This is a genomic window from Pseudomonas sp. P1_F1_2, assembly GCF_056405815.1.
On the sequence record NZ_JBFUBK010000002.1, the window covers coordinates 15496 to 39830 of the forward strand.

The 24335-nt window shown below is 59.8% G+C and carries 20 protein-coding genes; 17 read left to right on the top strand and 3 right to left on the bottom strand.

The genetic code is table 11. From position 1 onward, the window contains the following. Positions 1 to 2: 2 nt before the first annotated feature. On the bottom strand, positions 3 to 875 hold the full coding sequence (locus AC1D2P_RS00700; RefSeq protein ID WP_477757925.1) for a heme/hemin ABC transporter substrate-binding protein: 873 nt from the start codon (positions 873 to 875) through the stop codon (positions 3 to 5). 165 nt (positions 876 to 1040) lie between these two features. Between AC1D2P_RS00700 and AC1D2P_RS00705 the strand changes: the two genes are divergently transcribed. Beyond that, positions 1041 to 1358 carry a Rieske (2Fe-2S) protein gene (locus AC1D2P_RS00705; protein ID WP_109786269.1) on the top strand — a complete coding sequence of 106 codons (318 nt, stop codon included), beginning with the start codon at positions 1041 to 1043 and terminating at the stop codon, positions 1356 to 1358. On the opposite strand, the gene sfsA is transcribed toward AC1D2P_RS00705, so the two are convergent. Together sfsA and AC1D2P_RS00715 are read right to left on the bottom strand one after the other, a co-directional pair. Further along, positions 1355 to 2068 carry a DNA/RNA nuclease SfsA gene (sfsA, locus tag AC1D2P_RS00710; protein ID WP_046028488.1) on the bottom strand — a complete coding sequence of 238 codons (714 nt, stop codon included), beginning with the start codon at positions 2066 to 2068 and terminating at the stop codon, positions 1355 to 1357. The genes AC1D2P_RS00705 and sfsA overlap by 4 nt on opposite strands. Beyond that, positions 2068 to 3240: a pyridoxal phosphate-dependent aminotransferase gene (locus AC1D2P_RS00715; protein WP_109786270.1), complete on the bottom strand. Its 1173-nt coding sequence runs from the start codon at positions 3238 to 3240 to the stop codon at positions 2068 to 2070. The genes sfsA and AC1D2P_RS00715 overlap by 1 nt, the downstream gene beginning before the upstream one ends. A gap of 335 nt (positions 3241 to 3575) precedes the next feature. Between AC1D2P_RS00715 and dksA the strand changes: the two genes are divergently transcribed. The 16 genes from dksA (at position 3576) to AC1D2P_RS00795 (ending at position 24314) form a co-directional block, all read left to right on the top strand. After that, a complete protein-coding gene (gene dksA, locus AC1D2P_RS00720; RefSeq protein ID WP_046028491.1) occupies positions 3576 to 4019 on the top strand; it encodes an RNA polymerase-binding protein DksA in 444 nt (147 codons plus the stop codon). Between the two features lie 7 nt (positions 4020 to 4026). Next, entirely contained in the window at positions 4027 to 4212 is a 186-nt protein-coding gene (locus tag AC1D2P_RS00725; protein WP_223522743.1) for a hypothetical protein, read from the top strand. 21 nt (positions 4213 to 4233) lie between these two features. Further along, on the top strand, positions 4234 to 5118 hold the full coding sequence (gluQRS, locus tag AC1D2P_RS00730) for a tRNA glutamyl-Q(34) synthetase GluQRS (RefSeq protein ID WP_223522748.1): 885 nt from the start codon (positions 4234 to 4236) through the stop codon (positions 5116 to 5118). A 77-nt stretch (positions 5119 to 5195) separates the two neighbouring features. Further along, complete coding sequence (locus tag AC1D2P_RS00735; RefSeq protein WP_003176118.1) at positions 5196 to 5372, top strand: hypothetical protein; 177 nt, start codon at positions 5196 to 5198, stop codon at positions 5370 to 5372. Then, positions 5356 to 8310 carry a sensor histidine kinase gene (locus AC1D2P_RS00740; protein WP_175648970.1) on the top strand — a complete coding sequence of 985 codons (2955 nt, stop codon included), beginning with the start codon at positions 5356 to 5358 and terminating at the stop codon, positions 8308 to 8310. The genes AC1D2P_RS00735 and AC1D2P_RS00740 overlap by 17 nt, the downstream gene beginning before the upstream one ends. Before the next feature lie 22 nt (positions 8311 to 8332). After that, positions 8333 to 9769 (top strand): sigma-54-dependent transcriptional regulator, encoded by a 1437-nt coding sequence (locus AC1D2P_RS00745; RefSeq protein ID WP_223522742.1) that lies wholly within the window; start codon positions 8333 to 8335, stop codon positions 9767 to 9769. 925 nt (positions 9770 to 10694) lie between these two features. Continuing rightward, positions 10695 to 12095, top strand: coding sequence for a polynucleotide adenylyltransferase PcnB (locus AC1D2P_RS00750; RefSeq protein ID WP_046028499.1), 1401 nt, complete (start codon positions 10695 to 10697; stop codon positions 12093 to 12095). A 4-nt stretch (positions 12096 to 12099) separates the two neighbouring features. Next, positions 12100 to 12585, top strand: a complete 486-nt coding sequence (gene folK / locus AC1D2P_RS00755; RefSeq protein ID WP_109786274.1) for a 2-amino-4-hydroxy-6-hydroxymethyldihydropteridine diphosphokinase — start codon at positions 12100 to 12102, stop codon at positions 12583 to 12585. A 366-nt stretch (positions 12586 to 12951) separates the two neighbouring features. After that, the gene (gene panB / locus AC1D2P_RS00760; protein ID WP_109786275.1) at positions 12952 to 13752 is read left to right on the top strand and encodes a 3-methyl-2-oxobutanoate hydroxymethyltransferase; all 801 of its coding nucleotides are present in this window, start codon (positions 12952 to 12954) and stop codon (positions 13750 to 13752) included. Next, positions 13749 to 14609, top strand: a complete 861-nt coding sequence (gene panC / locus AC1D2P_RS00765; protein WP_223522740.1) for a pantoate--beta-alanine ligase — start codon at positions 13749 to 13751, stop codon at positions 14607 to 14609. The genes panB and panC overlap by 4 nt, the downstream gene beginning before the upstream one ends. 207 nt (positions 14610 to 14816) lie before the next feature. Further along, positions 14817 to 15197, top strand: a complete 381-nt coding sequence (panD, locus tag AC1D2P_RS00770; RefSeq protein WP_003228271.1) for an aspartate 1-decarboxylase — start codon at positions 14817 to 14819, stop codon at positions 15195 to 15197. A gap of 231 nt (positions 15198 to 15428) precedes the next feature. Then, complete coding sequence (gene pgi, locus AC1D2P_RS00775; protein ID WP_109786277.1) at positions 15429 to 17093, top strand: glucose-6-phosphate isomerase; 1665 nt, start codon at positions 15429 to 15431, stop codon at positions 17091 to 17093. 179 nt (positions 17094 to 17272) lie between these two features. Then, complete coding sequence (gene acs / locus AC1D2P_RS00780) at positions 17273 to 19210, top strand: acetate--CoA ligase (RefSeq protein ID WP_109786278.1); 1938 nt, start codon at positions 17273 to 17275, stop codon at positions 19208 to 19210. 65 nt (positions 19211 to 19275) lie between these two features. Beyond that, positions 19276 to 20148 carry an oxygenase MpaB family protein gene (locus AC1D2P_RS00785; RefSeq protein WP_046028506.1) on the top strand — a complete coding sequence of 291 codons (873 nt, stop codon included), beginning with the start codon at positions 19276 to 19278 and terminating at the stop codon, positions 20146 to 20148. Between the two features lie 104 nt (positions 20149 to 20252). Next, on the top strand, positions 20253 to 21269 hold the full coding sequence (locus tag AC1D2P_RS00790) for a class I SAM-dependent rRNA methyltransferase (RefSeq protein ID WP_223522739.1): 1017 nt from the start codon (positions 20253 to 20255) through the stop codon (positions 21267 to 21269). Between the two features lie 60 nt (positions 21270 to 21329). Then, the gene (locus AC1D2P_RS00795; RefSeq protein WP_223522738.1) at positions 21330 to 24314 is read left to right on the top strand and encodes a DUF748 domain-containing protein; all 2985 of its coding nucleotides are present in this window, start codon (positions 21330 to 21332) and stop codon (positions 24312 to 24314) included. Positions 24315 to 24335 lie beyond the last annotated feature (21 nt).

A 24335-nucleotide genomic window follows, 5' to 3' on the forward strand; every position in this document is an offset into this window, starting at 1 on the left:
AGTCATTGGCCGAAGGTGCCTGGGAAGAACCCGTCAGAGAGCTTCTTCAGGCTTTCCGGCAGCCGTGGCCCCAACCCGCCCACCAACAACGTCGGATCCAGCTCCATGACTCGACCGTCCTTCGCCGCACGGGTCGAGGACAGCATCGGGTTTTCCTTGAACAGCGCGGCCCGCGCCGCATCACCGGTCAGTGCCCGGTCAGCAAACACCAGCACCTCCGGGTCCAGGCTGACCAGCGACTCGACTGAAAAAGGTTTGTAACCAGTATGCGTTGCCAGGTTGTGGCCGCCGGCCTGTCGCAGTATCCAATCGGCCGCGGTGTCCTTGCCTGCGATGAGCGGCTTGCCGCCTGCATGACCGAGCAACACCAACACGCCCGCTGATTTTTTCGTCAGCTGCACCTTGGTCACCCGGACTTTTTGTTGTTCAAGTTGCTCCTGATAACGCTGGAACGCCTGCGCAGCCTGATCTTCAGCCCCAAGCAACTGGCCCAGGTGCTGCAAGTTACCCTGCAATGTCGGCAAATCCGGCTGCGCCGAGAACAATTCGACCTGCACCCCGGCATTACGAATCTGCGACAGCACGGGCGGCGGACCCATTTCTTCGGTGCCGATCAGTATCTGCGGGCTTAAGCTCAAGATACCCTCCGCCGACAACTGCCGCTGATAGCCAATGCTTGGCAGCGACTTGAGGCTTTCAGGATGCTGACTGGTAGTGTCGACGCCGACCAGCTTCGATTCGCCCCCCAGCGCGCTCACCCACTCGGACAATGCGCCACCGGCACTGACCCAACGTTGTGGCAACTCGGCCGCTGCGCCGTGGTGGCTGACGAGAAGTCCGACACAGAGCGCAGCAACGCGGGTACTCAGGCGCATAAACAGCTTCCTTTAAAGTTTTCCCAGGCATCGAGATGGCAGGCCAAGTATTCTCGGCCACTGGCACCTGCGCCCGACGGGCAAGGCGGCCATTTGATAATTGTTTGCATTTGAACGTCAAGCTCGGACATATCTGGTCACGAGACGCAGGACTTGAGGATAGACATGAAGTTTCTTTGCACCGGCGCCGAATTGGCTGACGCCAGCAGTCGCGGTTTCGACATCGACGGCCAGAAGCTCTTCGCCGTACGCCGGGCTGGCCAGGTCTACGTCTACATCAATCGCTGCCCGCACCGCGGCGTTGGCCTGGAGTGGACGCCAGACAGCTTTCTCGACCCCAGCAACAGCCTGATCCAGTGCGCCACCCACGGCGCACTGTTTCTGATTGAAGACGGCGAGTGCGTTTCCGGCCCCTGCGCGGGCCAATCATTGACCACCGTGCCCTGCCGCGAAGACGCGCAAGGCATCTGGGTCAGCCTTTAGCCGTTGAGCAGCACGTCCAGACGCCGATCGACCACCATCTCTTCATGGGTCAACCGCACACCATAGGCCAGCACCTCGACCCCGCACGCGACCGCCTCACGCAAGGCCACCGCGTAGGCCGAATCGATTTCCTCTGCTGGACGTACCGCGTCGATGCCGGTCAGGTTGACGCAATACAACTGAACCGCGCGAATCCCGTCACGGGCCAGATGCGCTAATTCACGCAAATGCTTGGCCCCGCGCTGGGTAACGGCGTCGGGAAACGCAGCTACCGATGAGCCGTCAAAACCCAGGGTGACGCTTTTGACTTCTATATAAGCAGGACCGCCGGGGTAATCGAGGCGGAAATCGATTCGGCTTCTTTCCTGACCGTAGGCGACTTCGCGCTTCAGTTCGGTAAAACCGTTCAACTCGCTGATGACACCGCCGCGCAGCGCCTCTTCGATCAAACCATTGGCTCGCCCGGTGTTAACGCAAAACAGGCGCCCTTGCGGGGTTTCGCCAACCTCCCAGGTACCGGGCAACTTGCGCTTCGGGTCATTGGAGCGGCTGAACCAGACCTGCCCGCCTTCGACCTGGCAATTGAGCATCGAGCCCGTATTGGGACAATGAATGGTCAGCAACTCGCCGCTAACGGTTTCGATATCGGCAAGAAAACGCTTGTAACGGCGGATAAGTCGCCCTTTTTCGAGGGGAGGATGAAAACGCATCAGCCTTGCCAACTCTTCAATCCACGAGCGATCCGCTCGACCGCTTCTTCCAGGCGCGGCAGGCTTTGGGTGTAGGCAAAACGCACATGGTGCCCAGCCTGATATCGCCCGAAATCCAGCCCCGGAGTAAATGCCACATGCTCGGTTTCGAGGAAGTGCCGGCAGAACGCGAAGGCATCTCCGCCGAACTTGCTGATATCCGCATACAAATAGAACGCGCCCTCAGGCTCCACGGCAATGCCGAATCCCAATTCACGCAGGGCCGGCAGCAGGAAATCGCGACGACGACCAAACTCGGCGCGACGCTCTTCGAGAATGCTGATGGTCGCCGGTTCAAAGCAAGCCAGAGCGGCATACTGGGCCATGCTCGGCGCGCTGATATAGAGATTTTGCGCGAGTTTTTCCAGCTCGCCGACTGCCGCTTCCGGCGCCACCAGCCAGCCGAGCCGCCAACCGGTCATGCCGAAGTACTTTGAAAAACTGTTCAGCACAAAGGCGTTGTCATCGACTTCCAACACGCTGGCCGCATCGGTGCCATAGGTCAGGCCGTGATAGATCTCGTCCACCACCAGATGACCATGGCGAACCTTGATCGCCTGCGATAACCCCGCCAGCTCGTCACGGGTCAGGATCGTCCCGGTCGGGTTGGCCGGGGACGCTACCAATGCGCCGACACTGTCGTGGTCCCAATGACGCGCCACCAGATCAGGGGTCAGTTGATAACGCACCTCAGGACCTACTGGAACAAGCTGCGCCGCGCCTTCCACCAATCTCAGGAAGTGGCGATTGCACGGGTAGCCGGGGTCCGCCAGCAGCCAGTGCTTGCCCGGGTCCACCAGCAAGGCGCTGGCCAGCAACAAAGCACCCGAACCGCCGGGGGTGATGAGGATTCGTTGAGGGTCGATGTTCAACCCATACCGCTGCTGATAGAAACCGGAGATGGCGTCTCGCAGCTCGGGAATGCCCCGTGCGGCGGTGTAACGGGTCTTCCCCGCCGTCAACGCGGCCTGGCCGGCCTGAATGATCGGTTCGGCGGTGGTGAAGTCCGGCTCGCCGATTTCCAGGTGGATCACGTCGTGACCGGCGGCTTGCAGCTCATTGGCCCGTGCCAGCAACGCCATGACGTGAAAAGGTTCGATCGCGCGACTGCGGGCACTGTAGGACTGAGCCATTAGCCTTCCTTCAACAGAGAAAAAAATCAATTCTACCCAAGCACAGGAACGAGCGAGAACCTAAAGCGGTCACAACCGTTAATAAGCCCGGCCACAAACGACCCAAACGAGTACCCCAAGTTTGACTAAAATCAATATTTGATCAGGTCTCCAGCACCACCAGACAAGGCTTTGCAATGATTTGCAAGGCCTGCGGGCCACTACCTCGACATCCGGGAGTAGCGCGGTCCGATTTGATCTGGTAAGTTCGCCCGCTTGCAGCCGCGGGGCCGGCAGGTGTCGGTGATGGAGCAATCCTGCGCAGATGGATTACAAGAGTAGAGGCGGTCTATTTCATGTCCACCCAAGCAAAGCAACAACCGAGCCCGACGATCAGCGGCTTCGAACCCTACAAAGAAGTGAAGGGCGAGGAGTACATGGGCAAGCCCATGCGCGCGCACTTCACCAAGGTCCTGAACAAGTGGAAACAGGACTTGATGCAGGAAGTCGACCGCACGGTTGATCACATGAAGGACGAGGCAGCCAACTTCCCGGATCCGGCAGACCGTGCCAGCCAGGAAGAAGAGTTCGCCCTCGAACTGCGCGCCCGCGACCGCGAGCGCAAGTTGATCAAGAAGATCGACAAAACCCTTCAGTTGATTGAAGACGAAGAATATGGCTGGTGCGAGTCCTGCGGCGTCGAAATTGGCGTCAAGCGACTGGAAGCCCGCCCTACCGCCGACATGTGCGTTGACTGCAAGACCCTGGCGGAAATCAAGGAAAAGCAAGTCGGCAAGTAACATCGACTTGAACGAAGAACGGAGCGTGCGAACGCTCCGTTTTTGTTTCTGGTATTTGAAGATACCTGTTGTCTTTAAAATCGCCATCGCGAGCAAGCTCGGCTCCTACAAAGGCTGGCGCGACTTCCTGCAGGAGCCGAGCTTGCTCGCGATGACGGCTTCAAGCCATGCTCAATACGACCAGACAACGTAATCGCCCCTCATGACTGCCATCATCTCTTCCGCTTACATCGGGCGCTTCGCCCCTACCCCCAGCGGCCACCTGCATTTCGGTTCGCTGGTCGCCGCACTCGCTTCATACCTCGACGCCCGCTCGGTGGGGGGCCGCTGGCTGATGCGCATGGAAGACCTCGACCCGCCACGGGAAGAACCCGGCGCTCAAGCGGCGATCCTCAATGCCCTGGAAAGCTATGGCTTTGAATGGGACGGCGAGATGGTCCGCCAGAGTGAACGGCACGACGCCTACGCCGAAGTGCTCAACAGCCTGTTCAACCATGGCCTGGCTTACGCCTGTACCTGCTCGCGAAAACAGCTGGAGCCTTATCACGGCATTTATCCGGGCCTGTGCCGCAATGCCGGCCATGGCACCGAAGACGCCGCGATTCGCCTGCGCGTCCCTGAACTGGAATACCACTTCACCGACCGCGTCCAGGGCGAATACCGTCAGCACCTGGGTCGCGAGGTGGGCGATTTTGTGATTCGCCGCCGCGACGGGCTGTATGCCTATCAACTGGCCGTCGTCCTGGATGACGCCTGGCAAGGCATCACCGATATCGTGCGGGGTGCCGACCTGCTGGACTCCACGCCGCGCCAGCTCTATCTGCAAGAACTGCTCGGCCTGCGCCAACTGCGTTATCTGCACATCCCGCTGATTACCCAGCCCGATGGCAACAAACTCGGCAAATCCTACCGATCGCCGCCGTTGACCGAAGATCAGGCGACACCTTTGTTGTTGCGTGCCTTACGCGCACTCGGGCAAAAACCCGGTACCGAACTGGCTTACGCCACCCCACGGGAAGTGTTGGACTGGGGCATTGCCCACTGGGATGCGTCGCTGATCCCGCGCACACTGAACCTGCCCGAGGCGCAACTGCAGTGATCGCACTTGCAGTGGCGCGCCCATCCGTTACCATCGCCGCACGTTTTCGGGCACACGCATAAAAAAGAGAGGCCGGGATGTACATCTATCGCTTGGTCCTGCTCCTGGTAGTGGGGATTTATCTGTTCTCCCCGGCCATCATGGATTGGTGGATCGACGCCACTGGCGCCTGGTATCGCCCTTATTTGCTCTGGCTGATCCTGATCGTTGTGACCTTCATCCTGCAGAGCCAAAAAGATGCCGATGAGCTTTAGCCTGACCCAGATGATCCTGATCAGCGCCGCGTACCTGGCGGTGCTGTTCGGCGTGGCCTGGGTCAGTGAACGGGGCATGATCCCCCGGGCGATCATTCGCCACCCGCTGACGTACACCCTGTCGCTGGGCGTCTACGCCAGCGCCTGGGCTTTTTACGGCACGGTCGGCCTGGCCTACCAGTACGGTTACGGCTTTCTGTCCAGCTACCTGGGGGTATCCGGCGCATTTCTGCTGGCACCGGTGTTGCTGTACCCAATCCTGAAAATCACTCGCACTTATCAGTTGTCGTCCCTGGCCGACCTGTTCGCGTTCCGTTTCCGTAGCACCTGGGCCGGCGCGCTGACGACGATTTTCATGCTGATCGGCGTCCTGCCGTTATTGGCGTTGCAGATTCAGGCCGTGGCCGACTCCATCGGCATCCTTACTCGCGAACCGGTTCAACATCGCGTGGCCCTGAGTTTCTGCGCCCTGATTACGCTGTTTACGATTTTCTTCGGCTCGCGCCACATCGCCACCCGAGAAAAACATGAAGGCCTGGTGTTCGCGATTGCCTTCGAATCGGTCATCAAACTGATCGCCATTGGCGGCGTCGGCCTGTATGCGCTGTACGGCGTGTTCGACGGCCCGCAACAGCTTGAACTGTGGCTGCTGCAAAACCAGACCGCCCTCGCCGCCTTGCACACCCCGCTGCAAGAAGGTCCGTGGCGCACGCTGCTGCTGGTGTTTTTTGCTTCGGCAATCGTGATGCCGCACATGTATCACATGACGTTTACCGAAAACCTCAACCCGCGCTCGCTGGTCAGTGCCAGCTGGGGTTTGCCGCTGTTTCTGCTGCTGATGAGCCTGGCGGTGCCGCTGATTCTCTGGGCCGGGCTGAAACTCGGCGCCACGACTAATCCTGAGTATTTCACTCTTGGCATCGGCATCGCCGCCAACAGCAAAGCCTTGGCGCTGCTGGCGTATGTCGGCGGTTTGTCGGCAGCGAGCGGCCTGATCATCGTCACCACCCTGGCGCTGTCCGGGATGGCACTGAACCACCTGGTGCTGCCGCTCTATCAACCACCGGCCGAAGGCAATATCTACCGCTGGCTGAAGTGGACTCGTCGGGCGCTGATCGTCGCAATTATCATGGCCGGCTACGGTTTCTACTTGCTGCTGGGCGTGGAGCAGGATCTGGCCAATCTCGGCATCGTCGCGTTTGTCGCCACATTGCAGTTCTTGCCAGGCGTTCTCTCGGTTCTGTACTGGCCGACCGCCAACCGCCGGGGCTTCATTGCCGGTTTGCTGGCAGGGATTCTGGTGTGGCTGGTGACCATGTTGTTGCCACTGGTGGGCAACCTGCAGGGCTTCTACATTCCCCTGCTGAACATGATCTACGTGCTGGACGACACTAGCTGGCACATGGCGGCCATCGCATCGCTGGCGGCCAACGTGCTGATGTTCACCCTGATCTCGCTGTTTACCAACGCCAGCCCCGAAGAGGCCAGCGCCGCCGAAGCCTGCGCCGTGGACAATGTACGTCGCCCGCAACGTCGCGAACTGCACGCCGCGTCACCCCAGGAATTCGCCACGCAGCTGGCAAAACCCTTGGGCGCCAAGGCTGCACAGAAGGAAGTCGAACAGGCGCTGCGCGATCTCTATCTGCCGTTCGACGAGCGCCGGCCTTACGCCTTGCGTCGCTTGCGTGACCGTATCGAAGCCAACCTGTCCGGCTTGATGGGCCCCAGCGTTGCCCAAGACATGGTCGAGACGTTCCTGCCTTATAAGGCGGGTGGCGAGAACTACGTCACCGAGGACATTCACTTCATCGAAAGTCGCCTTGAGGATTACCACTCACGGCTGACCGGCCTGGCCGCCGAACTCGATGCCCTGCGCCGCTATCACCGCCAGACCCTGCAAGAACTGCCGATGGGCGTTTGCTCGCTGGCCAAGGATCAGGAAATCCTCATGTGGAACAAAGCCATGGAGGAACTGACGGGTATTGCCGCGCAGCGTGTGGTCGGTTCACGCCTGAGCACCATTGCCGATCCGTGGAAAGAACTGCTGCAAGGCTTCATCAACCTGCCCGACGAGCATTTGCACAAGCAGCACCTGGCCCTTGATGGCCAGACTCGCTGGCTGAACCTGCACAAAGCGGCGATCGATGAACCGCTGGCGCCGGGTAACAGCGGTTTGGTGTTGCTGGTGGAAGACTTGACCGAAACCCAGATGCTCGAAGACAAGCTGGTGCATTCCGAGCGCCTGGCCAGCATCGGCCGACTCGCGGCAGGTGTGGCCCATGAAATCGGCAACCCGATTACCGGCATTGCGTGCCTGGCGCAGAACCTGCGCGAAGAGCGCGAAGACGATGGCGAGCTGAAGGAAATCAGCGGGCAGATCCTCGAACAGACCAAACGCGTCTCACGCATCGTTCAATCGCTGATGAGCTTCGCCCACGCCGGCAGTCACCAGCACAGCGACGAACCCGTCTGTCTGGCCGAAGTGGCTCAAGATGCCATCGGCCTGCTGGCCTTGAACCGACGCAATTTCGAAGTGCAGTTCTATAATCTGTGCGACCCCGATCACTGGGTCGAAGGCGATCCGCAGCGACTCGCCCAAGTACTCATCAATCTGCTCTCAAACGCCCGCGACGCCTCGCCTGCGGGTAGCGCCGTGCGGGTTAAAAGCGAAGCCGGCGAACACACGGTCGACCTGATCGTGGAAGACGAAGGCAGCGGTATTCCGAAGAACATCATGGACCGATTGTTCGAACCTTTCTTCACCACCAAGGATCCTGGCGAAGGCACCGGTCTGGGCCTTGCACTGGTCTATTCCATCGTTGAAGAGCATTATGGACAAATCACCATCGACAGCCCGGCTGATGTTCAAAGCCAACGCGGCACCCGTATCAGGGTGACCTTGCCGCGTCATGTCGAAGCGACGTCCGCTGTGAACTGAGACCGTCGAGAGTATCGAATCAATGCCGCACATTTTGATCGTCGAAGACGAAACAATTATCCGCTCCGCCTTGCGCCGCCTGCTGGAACGCAACCAGTACCAGGTCAGCGAAGCCGGTTCAGTGCAGGAAGCACAAGAACGCTTCACCATTCCCACGTTCGACCTGATCGTCAGTGACCTGCGCCTGCCCGGCGCACCTGGCACCGAGTTGATCAAACTCGGCCAAGGCACCCCGGTGCTGATCATGACCAGCTACGCCAGCCTGCGTTCGGCGGTCGACTCAATGAAGATGGGCGCGGTGGATTACATTGCCAAGCCTTTCGATCACGACGAAATGCTCCAGGCCGTCGCCCGGATCCTGCGTGACCGACAATCGCTGCCAGCCAACGGTGAACCTGCTGCGGGTAAAGCCGGCAATGGCGCCGCGAAAGCGGGTGCCGACAACAGCAACGGCGAAATCGGCATCATTGGCTCGTGTCCGCCGATGCAGGACCTGTACAGCAAAATTCGCAAAGTCGCCCCAACCGATTCCAACGTCCTGATCCAGGGCGAATCCGGTACCGGTAAAGAACTGGTGGCGCGCGCCCTGCACAACCTGTCCCGCCGCGCCAAGGCGCCGATGATTTCGGTGAACTGCGCGGCCATTCCGGAAAGCCTGATCGAGTCCGAGCTGTTCGGTCACGAAAAAGGCGCATTCACCGGCGCCAGCGCCGGGCGTGCCGGCCTGGTGGAAGCGGCGGACGGCGGCACCCTGTTCCTCGACGAAATCGGCGAACTGCCACTCGAAGCCCAGGCTCGCCTGCTGCGCGTGTTGCAGGAAGGCGAAATTCGCCGTGTGGGTTCGGTTCAATCGCAGAAGGTTGACGTGCGCCTGATCGCGGCGACTCACCGCGACCTCAAGAGCCTGGCAAAAATCGGCCAGTTCCGCGAAGACTTGTATTACCGCCTCCATGTGATCGCCCTGAAGCTGCCAGCCTTGCGCGAGCGCGGTGCGGACGTGAACGAAATCGCCAATGCGTTCCTGGCGCGACAGAGCGCGCGGATCAACCGCACCGACCTGAAATTCGCCGCGGATGCCGAGCAAGCGATTCGTCATTATTCCTGGCCCGGTAACGTTCGCGAGCTGGAAAACGCGGTCGAGCGCGCGGTCATCCTGTGCGAGAGCCCGGAAATCTCTGCTGAACTGCTGGGTATCGACATCGAGCTGAGCGATCTGGAAGAGGACGAGTTCATCGGCCTGGCGCCGCAGCAGGGCAACAACGGCGGTAATTCCAGTCATGAGCCAACCGAAGACTTGTCACTGGAAGATTATTTCCAGCACTTCGTTCTCGAGCACCAGGACCACATGACCGAAACCGAGCTGGCCCGCAAACTCGGGGTCAGCCGCAAATGCCTGTGGGAGCGGCGTCAGCGCCTGGGCATCCCACGGCGCAAGACCGGGGTCGCCAGCGAGAGCTGAACGTCACCTGTCTGAGGCGTGGGTAACACGTGACACGCTGAAAAAACTGTTACCTCAGATTTATCACGTAACAGAAGCCGGGGCTTACGGTAACGAAGCCCCGGTTTTTTTTGCCCCTGAAAAACCCCACCGACCGACCTAACCCCTTGTTTTATTGGGGTTCGCAAAAGTTGGCACGCACCCTGCTATATGTTTAGTACAAGAACAATAACAAGCAATGCAAAAGACAATAAAAATAAGACGAATCGACTCACGCACAATAAAAACAAGACGGCGAGAGGCGCAGCTAACTGATTCTTTTGGAGAGGCGTTGTATTTGGGGCTTGCCCCACGACCAGGCCGAGAATAATAAAAAACTGTCACTCAGACAGTGCCTGAACTGGTTGGATCGCAAGATCACTGCAGCACAGCGACCAAAGCAATCCGTTTGCTCTTGGCTCCCGATTGGGAGGGTCATGAAGGAAAATCTTCATGGCGAGGGCACTTAACAAAAACAAAAAGCCCGAAACCAATAATAAAAATAGAGCATGCAACTACTTCTTGGGGAGCTTCGGCTCCCCTTGTAGTTTCTGGCGTTTACGCGACAGCAATTGCCAACCCCCGTCCGACCTGTAGCAGCTGTCGAGCAACGCGAGGCTGCGTTGGCTCGTGTAGCAGCTGTCGAGCCTGCGAGGCTGCGTTCGGCTGCGCAGCAGTCGTAATACAGACGACCCGTTTCATCTGAAACACCGCAATGACGACGGCTTCGCCGCCGGACGCAGCCTCGTGTTGCTCGTCACCGGCTACACGGATAGCGTCTGCCAGATATCCCCTTCAGCTGCTTGCGCAGCTTCCTACACCATCCCTCGACTAAATGCTAGAATCCCCGCCCATCATGCGGTCATTCTTCTGTTATGGCCGAACATTCCTTCAAACAGTGCATCCCATGCTGAAGAAGCTGTTCCAGTCATTCCGTTCTCCCAAGCGTCATACGCAACACATTCGCAGTACGCCTGAAGTGCTCAACAGCGGCCAACACTCGCTGCAAAAGGCGCAATTCAGCCGTTACGCGGTGAATATCGTCGAACGCCTGCAGAACGCCGGTTATCAGGCTTACCTGGTCGGCGGCTGCGTGCGTGACATGCTGCTCGGCATCACGCCCAAAGACTTTGACGTTGCCACCAGCGCCACACCTGAACAGGTGCGTGCCGAATTCCGCAACGCGCGGATCATCGGCCGTCGATTCAAACTGGTGCACATCCACTTCGGTCGAGAAATCATCGAAGTCGCGACCTTCCGCGCCAATCACCCGCAAAACGACGAGGAAGAAGACAGCAACCAGTCTTCCCGTAATGAAAGCGGGCGCATCTTGCGCGACAACGTCTATGGCACGCTGGAAGAAGACGCGCAACGCCGCGACTTCACCATCAACGCCCTCTACTACGATCCGGTCAGCGAGCGCATCCTAGACTACGCCAACGGCGTACACGACATCCGCAATCACCTGATCCGCTTGATCGGCGATCCGAAGCAGCGCTACCAGGAAGACCCGGTGCGGATGCTGCGGGCCGTGCGTTTTGCCGCCAAGTTGAATTTCGGTATCGAAAAACACAGCGCCCTGCCGATTCGCGAACTGGCACCGATGCTGCGCGAGATCCCGTCGGCCCGTCTGTTCGAAGAAGTGCTCAAGCTGTTCCTCTCCGGCCACGCCGCGGACACCTTCGAGATGCTGGTCGACTTGCAACTGTTCGATCCGCTGTTCCCGGCCAGTGCCGAGGCGCTGGAATACAACCCGACGTACACCCACACCCTCATCAGCGAAGCGCTGATCAACACGGACCTGCGGATCAAGCAGAACAAACCGGTGACCCCGGCGTTCCTGTTTGCCGCCCTGTTGTGGCCTGCCCTGCCGGCTCGCGTATTGCGCCTGCAAGAACGCGGCATGCCGCCGATTCCGGCCATGCAGGAAGCGGCTCACGAGCTGATTGCCGAACAGTGCCAGCGTATTGCGATTCCAAAACGCTTCACCATGCCGATCCGTGAGATCTGGGACATGCAAGAGCGCCTGCCACGCCGCAGCGGCAAGCGTGCCGACCTGTTGCTGGACAACCCACGCTTCCGAGCCGGTTACGACTTCTTGCTGCTGCGCGAAAGCGCCGGCGAGCAGACCGATGGCCTGGGCGAATGGTGGACGGACTATCAGGACGCCAATGACAGCGAACGTCGCGACATGATCCGCGACCTCAGCGGCAAGGACGACGGCACCGGCGCACCCCGCAAACGTCGCCGCAGCGGTGGCGCCAAGCGCAAACGCGCTGCCGGTGCACCGAGCGTCTCGGGCGAGTAAATCCATGGAACGCATCTACATCGGCATGGGCAGCAATCTGGCTGCCCCCGCCGAACAATTGCGCAGCGCCGTCGAAGCGCTGGCGCGTTTACCGCAGACCGAGCTGGTCGATGTGTCCGCTTTCTATCAAAGCGATTCGCTGCTACCCGGCCAACCGCGTTACACCAACGCGGTCGCCGCCCTCGACAGCACACTCGCCCCGCTGGAACTGCTCGATGCGCTGCAAGCCATCGAGAACGGACAGGGTCGTGAGCGCCTGGAGCGTTGGGGCCCTCGTACGCTGGATCTGGACATCGTGCTGTTTGGCGATCGACTGATCGATGAGCCGCGCCTCAAGGTTCCGCATTACCACCTGCAGGAACGGGCCTTTGTCCTGTATCCACTGGCCGAACTGGCGCCTGCGGATTTGCGCCTGGCCGATGGCCGCAATCTGAAGGATCTAGTCGCAGCCTGCCCGTTCGTCGGCCTGGAACGCCTCCCCAAAAGTTGACGCAAATCCCCTGTGGGAGCGAGCCTGCTCGCGAATGCGGTGTGTCATTAAACTTAAAGTTGACTGATCCACCGCATTCGCGAGCAGGCTCGCTCCCACATTGGTTTGGTGTCTGGCATGAGATCGATAGTTGCTGAATCGCATCAGTTACCCCGGTAACACCCCTGTCGTAACAATGCGGTAACACATGCAATTGACTTCCCGAGTTCTCCTCACGACTATAGGCGTCCCGCTGCCGCCAACACGGCGTTGAAGGGCGCAATCCAGGCCGTAAAAGCACGACAACAGACCGTGCGCCTGTATTTAACGAAGAATCACGCGCGTTACTCGCAGTAGTTTCCACAGCGCCTGAATGAGGAACTTTTCATGCCAGCCATCACCCTGACCACGCTGCAAGGTCTCAAGCAAAAAGGTGAAAAAATCACCATGCTGACCTGCTATGACGCGACCTTCGCCCACGCCTGCAATGAGGCTGGTGTCGAAGTGTTGCTGGTGGGCGACTCCCTCGGCATGGTTTTGCAAGGTCACGACAGTACCCTGCCCGTGACGACCGCCGAAATGGCTTACCACGTCGCAGCGGTCAAACGCGGCAACACCGATGCGTTGATCCTCGCCGACTTGCCGTTCATGGCCTACGCCACCACCGAACAAGCCATGACCAACAGTGCCCTGTTGATGCAGGCCGGTGCACACATGGTCAAGGTAGAAGGCGCACTGTGGCTGGCGGACTCGATCCGCCTGCTGGCCGAACGCGGTATCCCGGTGTGCGCGCACCTGGGGCTGACACCGCAATCGGTGAACATCCTGGGCGGTTACAAAGTCCAGGGGCGTAACGAAAACCAGGCCAGGCAGATGCGCGCCGATGCCATCTCACTGGAACAGGCTGGCGCCGCCATGTTGCTGCTCGAATGCGTGCCCAGCGAACTGGCTGAAGAAATCACCCAAGCCGTGAAGATTCCGGTCATCGGGATCGGCGCCGGCAGCGGCACTGACGGCCAGGTCCTGGTCCTGCACGACATGCTGGGCTTGTCGATTACCGGCCGTGTGCCAAAGTTCGTGAAGAACTTCATGACTGGCCAGAACACCATTCAAGCAGCCCTGAGTGCTTACGTGACCGAAGTCAAAGCGGCGACTTTCCCAGGCATCGAACACGGATTCTCTGCATGAACACCGTAAAAACCGTACGCGAACTGCGGGCCGCCGTGGCCCGTGCCCGCAGCGAAGGCAAGCGCATCGGCTTCGTGCCGACCATGGGCAACCTGCACAGCGGTCATATTGCACTGATTACCAAAGCCTCCCAGCGGGTGGATTTCGTGGTCGCGAGCATCTTCGTCAACCCGCTGCAATTCGGCGCTGGCGAAGACCTCGACAAATACCCGCGCACCCTCGCTGCCGACCAGGAGAAGCTGCTCCAGGCCGGTTGCCACTTGCTGTTCGCGCCAGCCGTTGAAGAAATGTACCCGGACGGCATGGCCGGCCAGACTCGCGTCAGCGTTCCACTGCTGTCTGAAGGCCTGTGCGGCGCCAGCCGTCCTGGGCATTTTGAAGGTGTGGCGACGGTGGTCAGCAAGTTGTTCAACATGGTCCAGCCAGACCTGGCGATCTTCGGCCAGAAAGACTTCCAGCAACTGGCGGTGATCAAATCCCTGGTGCATGACCTGAACATGCCGATCCAGATCATTGGCGAACCGACTGTCCGTGCAGCCGATGGCCTGGCGCTGTCATCGCGCAATGGCTTTCTCAGCGAAGAACAGCGTGCCGTGGCGCCCGTGGTCTATCGCACGCTGAGTTCGATTGCCGAGGCAATCAAGCAAGGTGAGCGGGATTTCCCGGCGCTGATCGACGCACAGATCAAACAACTTGAAACCGCCGGTTTGCGTCCCGACTATCTGGAAATCCGCCAGGCGCTGACCTTGCGCCCGGCGACGCCAGAAGATCGCGACCTGGTGATTCTGGTGGCCGCGTTCCTCGGCACCACGCGGTTGATCGACAACCTGCACCTGAACCTCGACGCCCCCGTCTAAACACCACCAAACCCTGTGGGAGCCGAGCTTGCTCGCGATAGCGATCTGGTATTCAACAATGATGTTGAATGTGCGGGCCTCATCGCGAGCAAGCTTGGCTCCCACAGGTTTTTTGGTGGCTCTGAAGATTGCATTTCAGCTGTATTGCCGCCCACAAACCCTTCGGGCAAACTGCCCGCCGTTCGATTCCGACCTGGGGAAACACTCATGCACGCCATCATGCTCAAGGCCAAGCTGCATCGCGCCGAAGTCACCCACGCTGTCCTCGATTACGAAGGTTCCTGCGCCATCGACGGCGAATGGCTGGACTTGTCCGGCATCCGTGAATACGAGCAGATCCAGATCTATAACGTCGACAACGGCGAACGCTTCACCACCTACGCCATTCGTGGCGAAGAAGGTTCGCGCATGATCTCGGTCAATGGTGCCGCAGCCCACAAGGCCAAGGTCGGTGATCGCGTGATCATCTGTGCTTACGCCCATTACAGCGAAGCCGAATTGCTCAACTTCAAACCGCGCATGCTCTACATGGCGCCGGGCAATGAGCTGAGCCACACCAGTAACGCCATTCCGGTTCAGGTCGCCTGATCGCACCGAAGCGCTGCCGACCCTCCGTTTGTCGGGTTGTTCCTGACTTCGATGTTAAAAAAGTACAGGAAACAGGTCAGACAAAGTCAAGACAGATCAAGGCGCGGGGTTTACTGTAGTCGCCCTGCGCCATGAGATCGTGTCGACGCAGTTGACCGGACGCGCCACCCCAGGCGCTCCGGGATTTTTAGTGTTCAAAAGGCCGTTCAAGTAAAAAGGAAACCCGCAGCGATGGCGTACTACCGCACCCCTCACGACGTTACCGCTCTGCCCGCCTGGCAAGCGTTGAATGATCACCGCCAAGCCATGCAGGATTTCAGCATGCGCGAGGCCTTCAATGCCGACCCGCAGCGTTTCACTCAATTCACCCTTAGCAGCTGCGGTCTGTTTCTCGATTACTCGAAGAACCTGATCACCACCGAGACCCGCAATCTGCTGGTGGGTCTGGCCAACGAAGTCGACCTCAAGGGCGCGATCAAATCGCTGTTCGAAGGCGAAATCGTCAATGCGTCCGAAGGTCGTCCGGCCCTGCACACCGCACTGCGCCGCCCGGTTGGCGACAAGCTGTCGGTCAATGGCGTCAACGTGATGCCGGAAGTGCACAAAGTACTGAACCAGATCACCGACCTCGTGGGCCGCATCCACGACGGCTTGTGGCGCGGTTACACCGAGAAGCCGATCACTGACGTGGTGAACATCGGCATCGGTGGCTCGTTCCTCGGCCCGGAACTGGTGTCCGAAGCCTTGCTGTCCTACGCCCAGAAAGGCGTGCGTTGCCACTATTTGGCAAACATCGACGGCAGCGAATTCCACGAACTGGCCATGAAGCTGCGCGCCGAGACCACGCTGTTCATCGTCTCGTCGAAATCTTTCAACACCCTCGAAACCCTGAAAAACGCCCAGGCCGCACGCGCCTGGTACCTGGCTCAGGGCGGCTCGGAAGCCGAGTTGTATCGCCACTTCATCGCCGTTTCCAGCAACAATGCAGCGGCCGTGGCCTTCGGCATTCGTGAAGAAAACATCTTCCCGATGTGGGACTGGGTCGGCGGTCGTTACTCGCTGTGGTCGGCCATCGGTTTGCCGATTGCCCTGGCCATCGGCATGTCCAACTTCAAGGAACTGCTGTCCGGTGCCTACACCATGGACCAGCATTTCCAGACCGCGCCGTTCGAGCAGAACATGCCGGTACTGCTGGCCTTGCTCGGCGTGTGGTACGGCAATTTCTGGGGTGCACAAAGCCACGCCATCCTGCCGTATGACCACTACTTGCGGAACATCACCAAGCACTTGCAACAGCTGGACATGGAATCCAACGGCAAGAGCGTGCGTCAGGATGGCACGCCAGTGTCCACCGACACCGGTCCGGTGATCTGGGGTGGCGTCGGCTGCAACGGCCAACACGCCTATCACCAGTTGCTGCACCAAGGCACCCAACTGATCCCGGCTGACTTCATCGTGCCGATCGTCAGCTTCAACCCGGTGTCCGACCACCACCAGTGGCTGTACGCCAACTGCCTGTCGCAAAGCCAGGCGCTGATGCTCGGCAAGACCCTCAGCGAGGCCGAAGCCGAACTGCGTGACAAAGGCATGAGCGAAGCCGATGTGCAGAAACTCGCACCGCACAAGGTGATCCCGGGCAACCGCCCGAGCAACACCCTGGTGGTCGAGCGCATCAGCCCGCGTCGTCTCGGTGCATTGGTGGCCATGTACGAACACAAAGTCTTCGTGCAAAGCGTGGTCTGGGGCATCAACGCCTTCGACCAGTGGGGCGTGGAACTGGGTAAAGAGTTGGGCAAAGGCGTCTACAACCGCCTCGTCGGCAGCGAAGAAACCCCGGCTGACGATGCTTCGACCCAAGGCCTGATCAACTACTTCCGCGGTCGTCACCGCGGTTAACACCCCACTCCCGTAGGAGCCGGGCTTGCTCGCGATGAACGATGACGCGGTGTATCTGATCCACCGCGACGTCTGCATCGCCAGCAAGCTCGGCTCTTACAGGGGCGGTGCAAGGCTTGAACCCACTCGCTACTCGGCGCATCTTTATCCTTGTCGCAAAACAAGCATAAGGAACCGTCATGTTCGATATCAGCACGTTCCCCAAAGCCGATGCCGTCCGCCGGGCTGCGCATTTGAGTCAAGACGACTACCAGCGCCTGTATCGCGAATCCATCGAACACCCCAGTACGTTCTGGGCCGAACAAGCCACGCGCTTTCTCGACTGGAGTACGCCGTGGGACACCGTCCAGCGCTATAACCTGAAAACCGGTGAAGCGAGCTGGTTTGCCGGCGGTCAGTTGAACGTCAGTTACAACTGCATCGACCGTCATTTGAAACAACGCGGCGATCAAATCGCGATCATCTGGGAAGGCGACGATCCCGCCGAATCCGCGCAAATCACCTACAAAAAACTCCATCACAACGTCTGTCGCCTGGCCAACGTGCTCAAGAGCCGCGGCGTGAAGAAAGGCGATCGCGTCTGCATTTACATGCCGATGATCCCCGAAGCCGCTTACGCCATGCTCGCCTGTACACGCATCGGAGCGGTGCATTCGGTGGTGTTTGGGGGGTTCTCGCCGGACTCCCTGCGCGACCGGATTCTCGACGCTGACTGCCGCACGGTAATCACCGCCGATGAAGGCGTGCGTGGCGGTAAATTCGTGCCACTCAAACACAACGTCGACAAGGCCCTTCAGAGCTGCCCGAACGTCAGCACGGTCATCGTCGTCGAGCGCACCCAGGGCGATGTGAACTGGGTTGAAGGCCGCGATCTCTGGTATCACCAGGCCTTGCGTGATGTCAGCGACGACTGCCCGCCGGAACCGATGGACGCCGAAGATCCGCTGTTCATCCTCTACACCTCCGGCAGCACCGGCAAACCCAAAGGCGTGTTGCACACCACTGGCGGCTACCTGCTGCAAGCAGCGATGACCTTCAAATACGTGCTCGACTACCGTGATGACGAAGTGTTCTGGTGCACCGCCGATGTCGGCTGGGTCACCGGTCACAGCTACATCGTCTACGGCCCGTTGGCCAACGGCGCGACCACGCTGATCTTCGAAGGCGTACCGAGTTACCCGAGCACCTCGCGTTTCTGGCAAGTCATCGACAAGCACCACGTCAACATCTTCTACACCGCGCCCACTGCCCTGCGCGCCTTGATGCGTGAAGGCCGCGAACCGTTGCAGGAAACGTCCCGCGCAAGCCTCAGATTACTCGGCACTGTGGGTGAGCCGATCAATCCGGAGGCGTGGGATTGGTACTTCAATGTGGTCGGCGAGCAGCGTTGCCCCATCGTCGATACCTGGTGGCAGACCGAAACCGGCGGCATCATGCTCAGTCCGCTGGTCAGCGCGCAACGGATCAAACCCGGCTGCGCCACGCAACCGATGTTTGGTGTACAACCGGTGTTGCTCGATGAAACGGGCAAGGAAATCAAAGGCGCCGGCAGCGGCGTGCTGGCGATCAAGTCCAGTTGGCCGGCACAGATCCGCAGTGTCTACGGCGACCCGCAACGGATGATCGACACCTACTTCAAGCCCTACCCCGGTTACTACTTCACCGGCGACGGCGCGCGACGCGATGAGGACGGCGATTACTGGATCACCGGGCGCATCGACGACGTGATCAACGTCTCCGGCCACCGCATCGGCACTGCCGAAGTGGAAAGCGCCCTGGTGCTGCATGACAGCATCGCCGAAGCCGCCGTGGTCGGTTATCCCCACGACGTCAAAGGCCAGGGCATCTACGCCTTCGTCACGCCCATGAACGGCACCGACCCCAATGACGAACTGAAGAAGGAATTACTCGACCACGTCAGCAAGGACATCGGCAGCTTCGCCAAACCGGACTTGATCCAGTGGGCTCCGGCCTTGCCTAAAACCCGATCGGGCAAGATCATGCGGCGTATTCTGCGCAAGATCGCCTGCAATGAGCTGGACAGCCTGGGCGACACCTCGACCCTGGCCGATCCGAGTGTCGTTCAGGGCTTGATCGACAAACGCCTGAACCAATGATTCGTTGTTGCATCCCACCCGCGCGGCCAGCGATGGCCGCGCCTTTTTTTCGCCACTGAGTCGCCATGGAATTCATCCGTACCCGCATCGAAACCCAAATCATGAGCCTGAGCGGTCTGTCACTGGGCAAGCTCGATCTGGAAAATCCCAAAGGTGATCCCGGCCTGTTCGGCCCCGACTCGGTGAGTTGGCAAGTGCACGGCGATTTCAGCAGCATGCTCATTGGCGGCATCAGCGCCCTGATGCTGCAAGCCCTGCATCCACTGGCGCTGGCCGGGGTCTGGGATCATTCGAATTTTCGTGAGGACATGCTCGGCCGACTGCGCCGCACCGGGCAGTTCATCTCTGGCACCACGTTTGGTTCGCGAAAGGATGCCGACTGGCTGATCGAGAAAGTCCGCACCATCCACCTGCAAGTCACCGGTACGGCACCGGACGGACGCCCCTACGCCGCCAGTGATCCAGACTTGCTGACCTGGGTGCATGTGGCCGAGGTCAGCAACTTTCTCGCCGCGCATTTGCGTTACCGCAATCCGGCGCTGTCGCTGGCCGATCAGGATCGCTACTACGCAGAAATCGCCATCGTTGCCGAACGCCTGGGTGCCCGCGATGTACCCCGCTCGCGACAGGCCATTGCCGATTACCTTGCGCGCATTCGCCCTCAGTTGCTGTGCGACGAACGCAGCCGGGAAGTGTTGCGGTTGCTGCTGAGCGCGCCCTCCCCCAGCCGTTTGGCCAAGCCTTTTGGCGGTTTGATGATGCAGGCGGGTATCGATCTGCTACCGGACTGGGCCAGTGCCATGCTCGGCGTCAGCCAGAATCCACTGCAACGCAAACTGATCCGCGCCAGCGTCAACCGCAGTGCACCGATGCTGCGCTGGGCAGTGCGCAATGGCTCGGTGCAGCGGGCGAAGCGGCGGATGGGGCTGTTGACCTGACGATTGATCGTTCCAACGCTCCGCGTGGGAACGATCAGTGGCTCGGGATCAGGTGCAATGCTGTTAAACTCCCGCGCCAAATTCCCTCCTGCAAGGCGCCCAGCATGTCTTCCTTGAATCAGGCGCTGCGCGCCGCCCTCGAACATCGCCAGGACCTGCTTGCCGAACTGCATCAGCAAGGCACCGATTGCTATCGCCTGTTCCACGGCAGCCAGGAAGGCGCCGGTGGCCTGACCATCGACCGCTATGGTCCGCAACTGCTGGTGCAAAGCTTTCACCAGTCTCTGGAACGCGACGCCCTGCTGCAATTGCACGACGCCATAAATCAACACCTGGGCCTGGAAACCCTGTTGGTCTACAACGACCGCTCCCGTGGCAATTCGCGCATCGACCGCGAAGACACCGTCTACCAGGCCGATGAAGCCGCGCTTCAGGATCTGGTCGGCCACGAGTGGGGCCTGAACTACCGGGTTCGCGGGCGCCATGCCGGCCAGGACCCTTTGCTATTCCTCGACCTGCGCAACACCCGTGGCTGGGTCAAAGCACACAGCCAGAACAAAAGCGTGCTCAACCTGTTTGCCTACACCTGTGGCGTGGGGCTGAGTGCAGCGGCCGGTGGTGCCCGCGAGGTGTGCAACCTCGATTTCGCCGAGGGCAATCTGGCGGTCGGCTGTGAGAATGGGCTGCTCAATCCGCAATTGCCCGCCATGGAGTTCATCCAGTCCGATTACTTCCCGGCGATCCGCCAACTGGCAGGGCTGCCGATCAGTCAACGCCGTGGGCAGAAGTTGCCGAGTTATCAACGCCTGGAACAGCGTCAATACGACCTGGTGCTGCTCGACCCGCCCGCCTGGGCCAAGAGCGCCTTCGGCACCGTCGACCTGCTGCGCGACTACCAGAGCCTGCTCAAACCCGCACTGCTGACCACCGCCGACAATGGCGTGCTGATCTGCTGCAACAACCTGGCAAAGGTCACCATGGACGACTGGCGTGAACAGGTATTGCGTTGCGCCGAGAAAGCCGGGCGACCGGTGCGCGAATGGACAGTGATGACACCGGGCGCTGATTTCCCGTCGATGGATCAGCAACCACCGCTAAAAACATTGATCCTGCAGCTCTGAAACCCAGGCAGCATTTCAGACAAATCCTGCAAAGCGTGGTTACTTCGGAACTGCAATCGCATGCCATACTCCAAGGCACTCCGATTCAGACAGATGAAGCCGCACATGCCCAAAGGATTGATTCGCGCTATCGGCGCCTTGTTGACTGCTCTGGCTCTCTACAGCTTGCTGGGGTTTCTGATTTTACCGGGCATCGCCTTGCGGGTTGCCAACCAACAATTGGCCAACTACGCCACGGTGCCCGCCCACCTCCAGCGTATCGAACTCAACCCGTTCAGCCTTGAAGTGACCCTTTGGGGCCTGGTCATCGGCGAGCCGGGCAAGGAACAGATCGGCTTCGAACGCCTGTACGCCAACCTGCAAATCGACAGCCTCTGGACCAAGGCCGTGCATCTGTCCGATATCGAACTGGACAAACTCAAGACTGAAATCCTCTTCGGCAAGGACGGCAAGCTCAATCTGCTTGGGCTGTTCAAACTGCCAGCAAGCGAACCCACCCCCGCCGACCCGGATGCCAAGCCGTTTCCACTGCGCATCGAGCGGATCCAGCTGGCGGGCGGCGCCTTGCACTTTGAAGATGCCCGGCCCAGCGAACCCATCGAGTTTCTCTACGACAAACTCGACTTCGAGCTGAAAAACCTCAGCACCCTGCCCGAAGACAGCGCCGACATGACCTTGGTGGCCATCGGCCCCAACGGCGGACAGATCGACTGGACCGGCAACTTCAGCCTGATCCCGCTCGCCTCCGAAGGTAAGCTGAAAATCACCGATGGCAAGATGAAAGCCTTCTGGCCCTATGTCCGCGACGCAGTCCCCCTGGACCTCGAAAGCGGCATCATGAGCCTCAGCACCGACTACAAGCTCAATCTGTCCAAGGAAACCGAACTGCTGTTGAGCAATGTCGCTGTCAGCGTCGCGCCTTTCGCGATCAAGGCTCCGGACGGGCGGCCGCTGGCGAAGCTCGAACGATTGGACATCAGCGACACCACCGTGGACCTGGCCAAGCAACAAGTGGTGGTCGGCAAAGTCCGCAGCCACAAACTGGAAACCTGGGCCGCCCTCGAAGTCGACGGGCAACTTGACTGGCAAAAACTGTTCGCCAGCCAGCCATCCAAACCCGCTGCCAAAGCCAAGGCCGAACCGGCCACTACACCCGCGGCTGCCGACTCACCGAAACCGGAACCTGCGCCACCGAGCAAACCGTGGCAAGTGCTGCTCAAAGACGTGCAACTGCGCGATTACCAGGTGCACCTGGCCGACCGCAAGGCGCAACCCGCCGTCGCGCTGGAAGTGGGCCCGTTGAACCTGGACCTGCAGAACTTCGACAGCCTCAATGGCTCGCCTTTCAATCTCAAGCTCGACACCGGCCTGGGCAAGCAGGGCAAGGTGTTGGCAGACGGCGTGGTCAATCTCGCCCCGATCAGCGCCAAACTGAAGGTGCAGACCAAAGACATCGACCTGCGTGTCGCCCAGTCATACATCACCCCGTTCATTCGCCTGGAACTGCGCAGCGGCATGCTCGGCAGTGATCTGGCAGTCGATCTGAAAAGCACCGAGCCTCTGGCGTTCAGCGTCACCGGTCGCGCTCAGGTCGATCAGTTGCACACCCTCGACACCCTGAAAACCCGGGACTTTCTCAAGTGGCAGCAGGTGGTGGTCGAAGGCCTGAACTATCAACACGGTGACAGCCTGTCGATCGACAAGGTCAACCTGTTCCAGCCCTATGTGCGCTTCATGATCAATGAAGATCGCACCACCAACATTGATGACTTGTTGATCCCGCAACCGCCCGACACCGGCGCGAAAACCACCGCGGCCAAACCGGCCGGCAACGGCAAACCACTGGGCATCCACATCGGCGGCATTGCCATCAATGACGGTTCGGCCAACTTCGCCGACTTCAGCCTGACCCCGAACTTCGCCACCGCTGTGCAACAGCTCAACGGGCAGATCGGCACCATCGACAGCCGCCAGCCAAAACCGGCCAGCGTTGATGTGAAAGGCAAGGTAGATCGTTATGCACCCGTGACGATCAAGGGCGCAGTCAATCCATTCGACCCGATGGCCAGCCTCGACATCGCCACCAGTTTCAAACGCGTTGAGCTGACCACGCTCACCCCTTACTCCGGCAAATTTGCCGGGTATCGCATCCGCAAGGGCCGGCTCAATCTCGACGTGCATTACCTGATTACCAAAGGTCAGCTCAAGGCCGAAAACAAAGTGGTGGTCGAGCAATTGCAGCTAGGGGAAAAAGTCGACAGCCCGGATGCCGTGAGCCTGCCACTGAAGCTGGCGATCGCTTTGCTCAAGGATGTCGACGGCAAGATTTCCATCGAATTGCCCGTCACCGGTGACCTCAATAATCCGCAGTTCAGTGTCATGCCGATTATCTGGCAAACCCTGCGCAACCTGATCGTCAAGGCAGCCGCTGCGCCGTTCAAAATGATTGGCGGGCTGGTCAGTGGCGGCGGTTCCGAAGACTTGGGCAGCGTGTCATTCGCGCCGGGTTCAAGCGACCTGGGCAAGGATGCCGAAGCGGCATTGGTCAAACTGTCCAACGCCCTGAAGGAACGCCCGGCCCTGCGCCTGGAAATCGAAGGCACGGCGGCGGCGAGCAGCGATGGCCCGCTGATCGCCGAGCAACGCCTGGAGCGGGAATACCAGTACAACTACTACAAAATGCTCCAGCGTCGTGGCGACAAGGTGCCAGCACAGGCCTCATTGCTGGATGTTCCGGACAACGAGAAAGGCCCGCTGCTGGAAGGCATCTACCGCACCCGCCTGAAGACCCAGCCACCCGCCGAATGGAAGGACCTGGGCAAGGAAGATCGCACCGCGAAAATGCGTGCGGACGTGATCAAGTTCTGGAGTACCAGCGATGTGCTGTTGCGTCAGTTGGGTCAGGACCGCGCCAGCAGCATCAAGGATTATCTGGTCGACAAGGGCCAGTTGGCCGATGACCGCGTGTACTTCATCGACGCCAGCCTTGGCGAAGCAGAAAGTGATGGCCGGGTGGTGACGCCGATGCATCTGGACGCCGAGTGAAGGTCAGGCGATTGCTCTCAG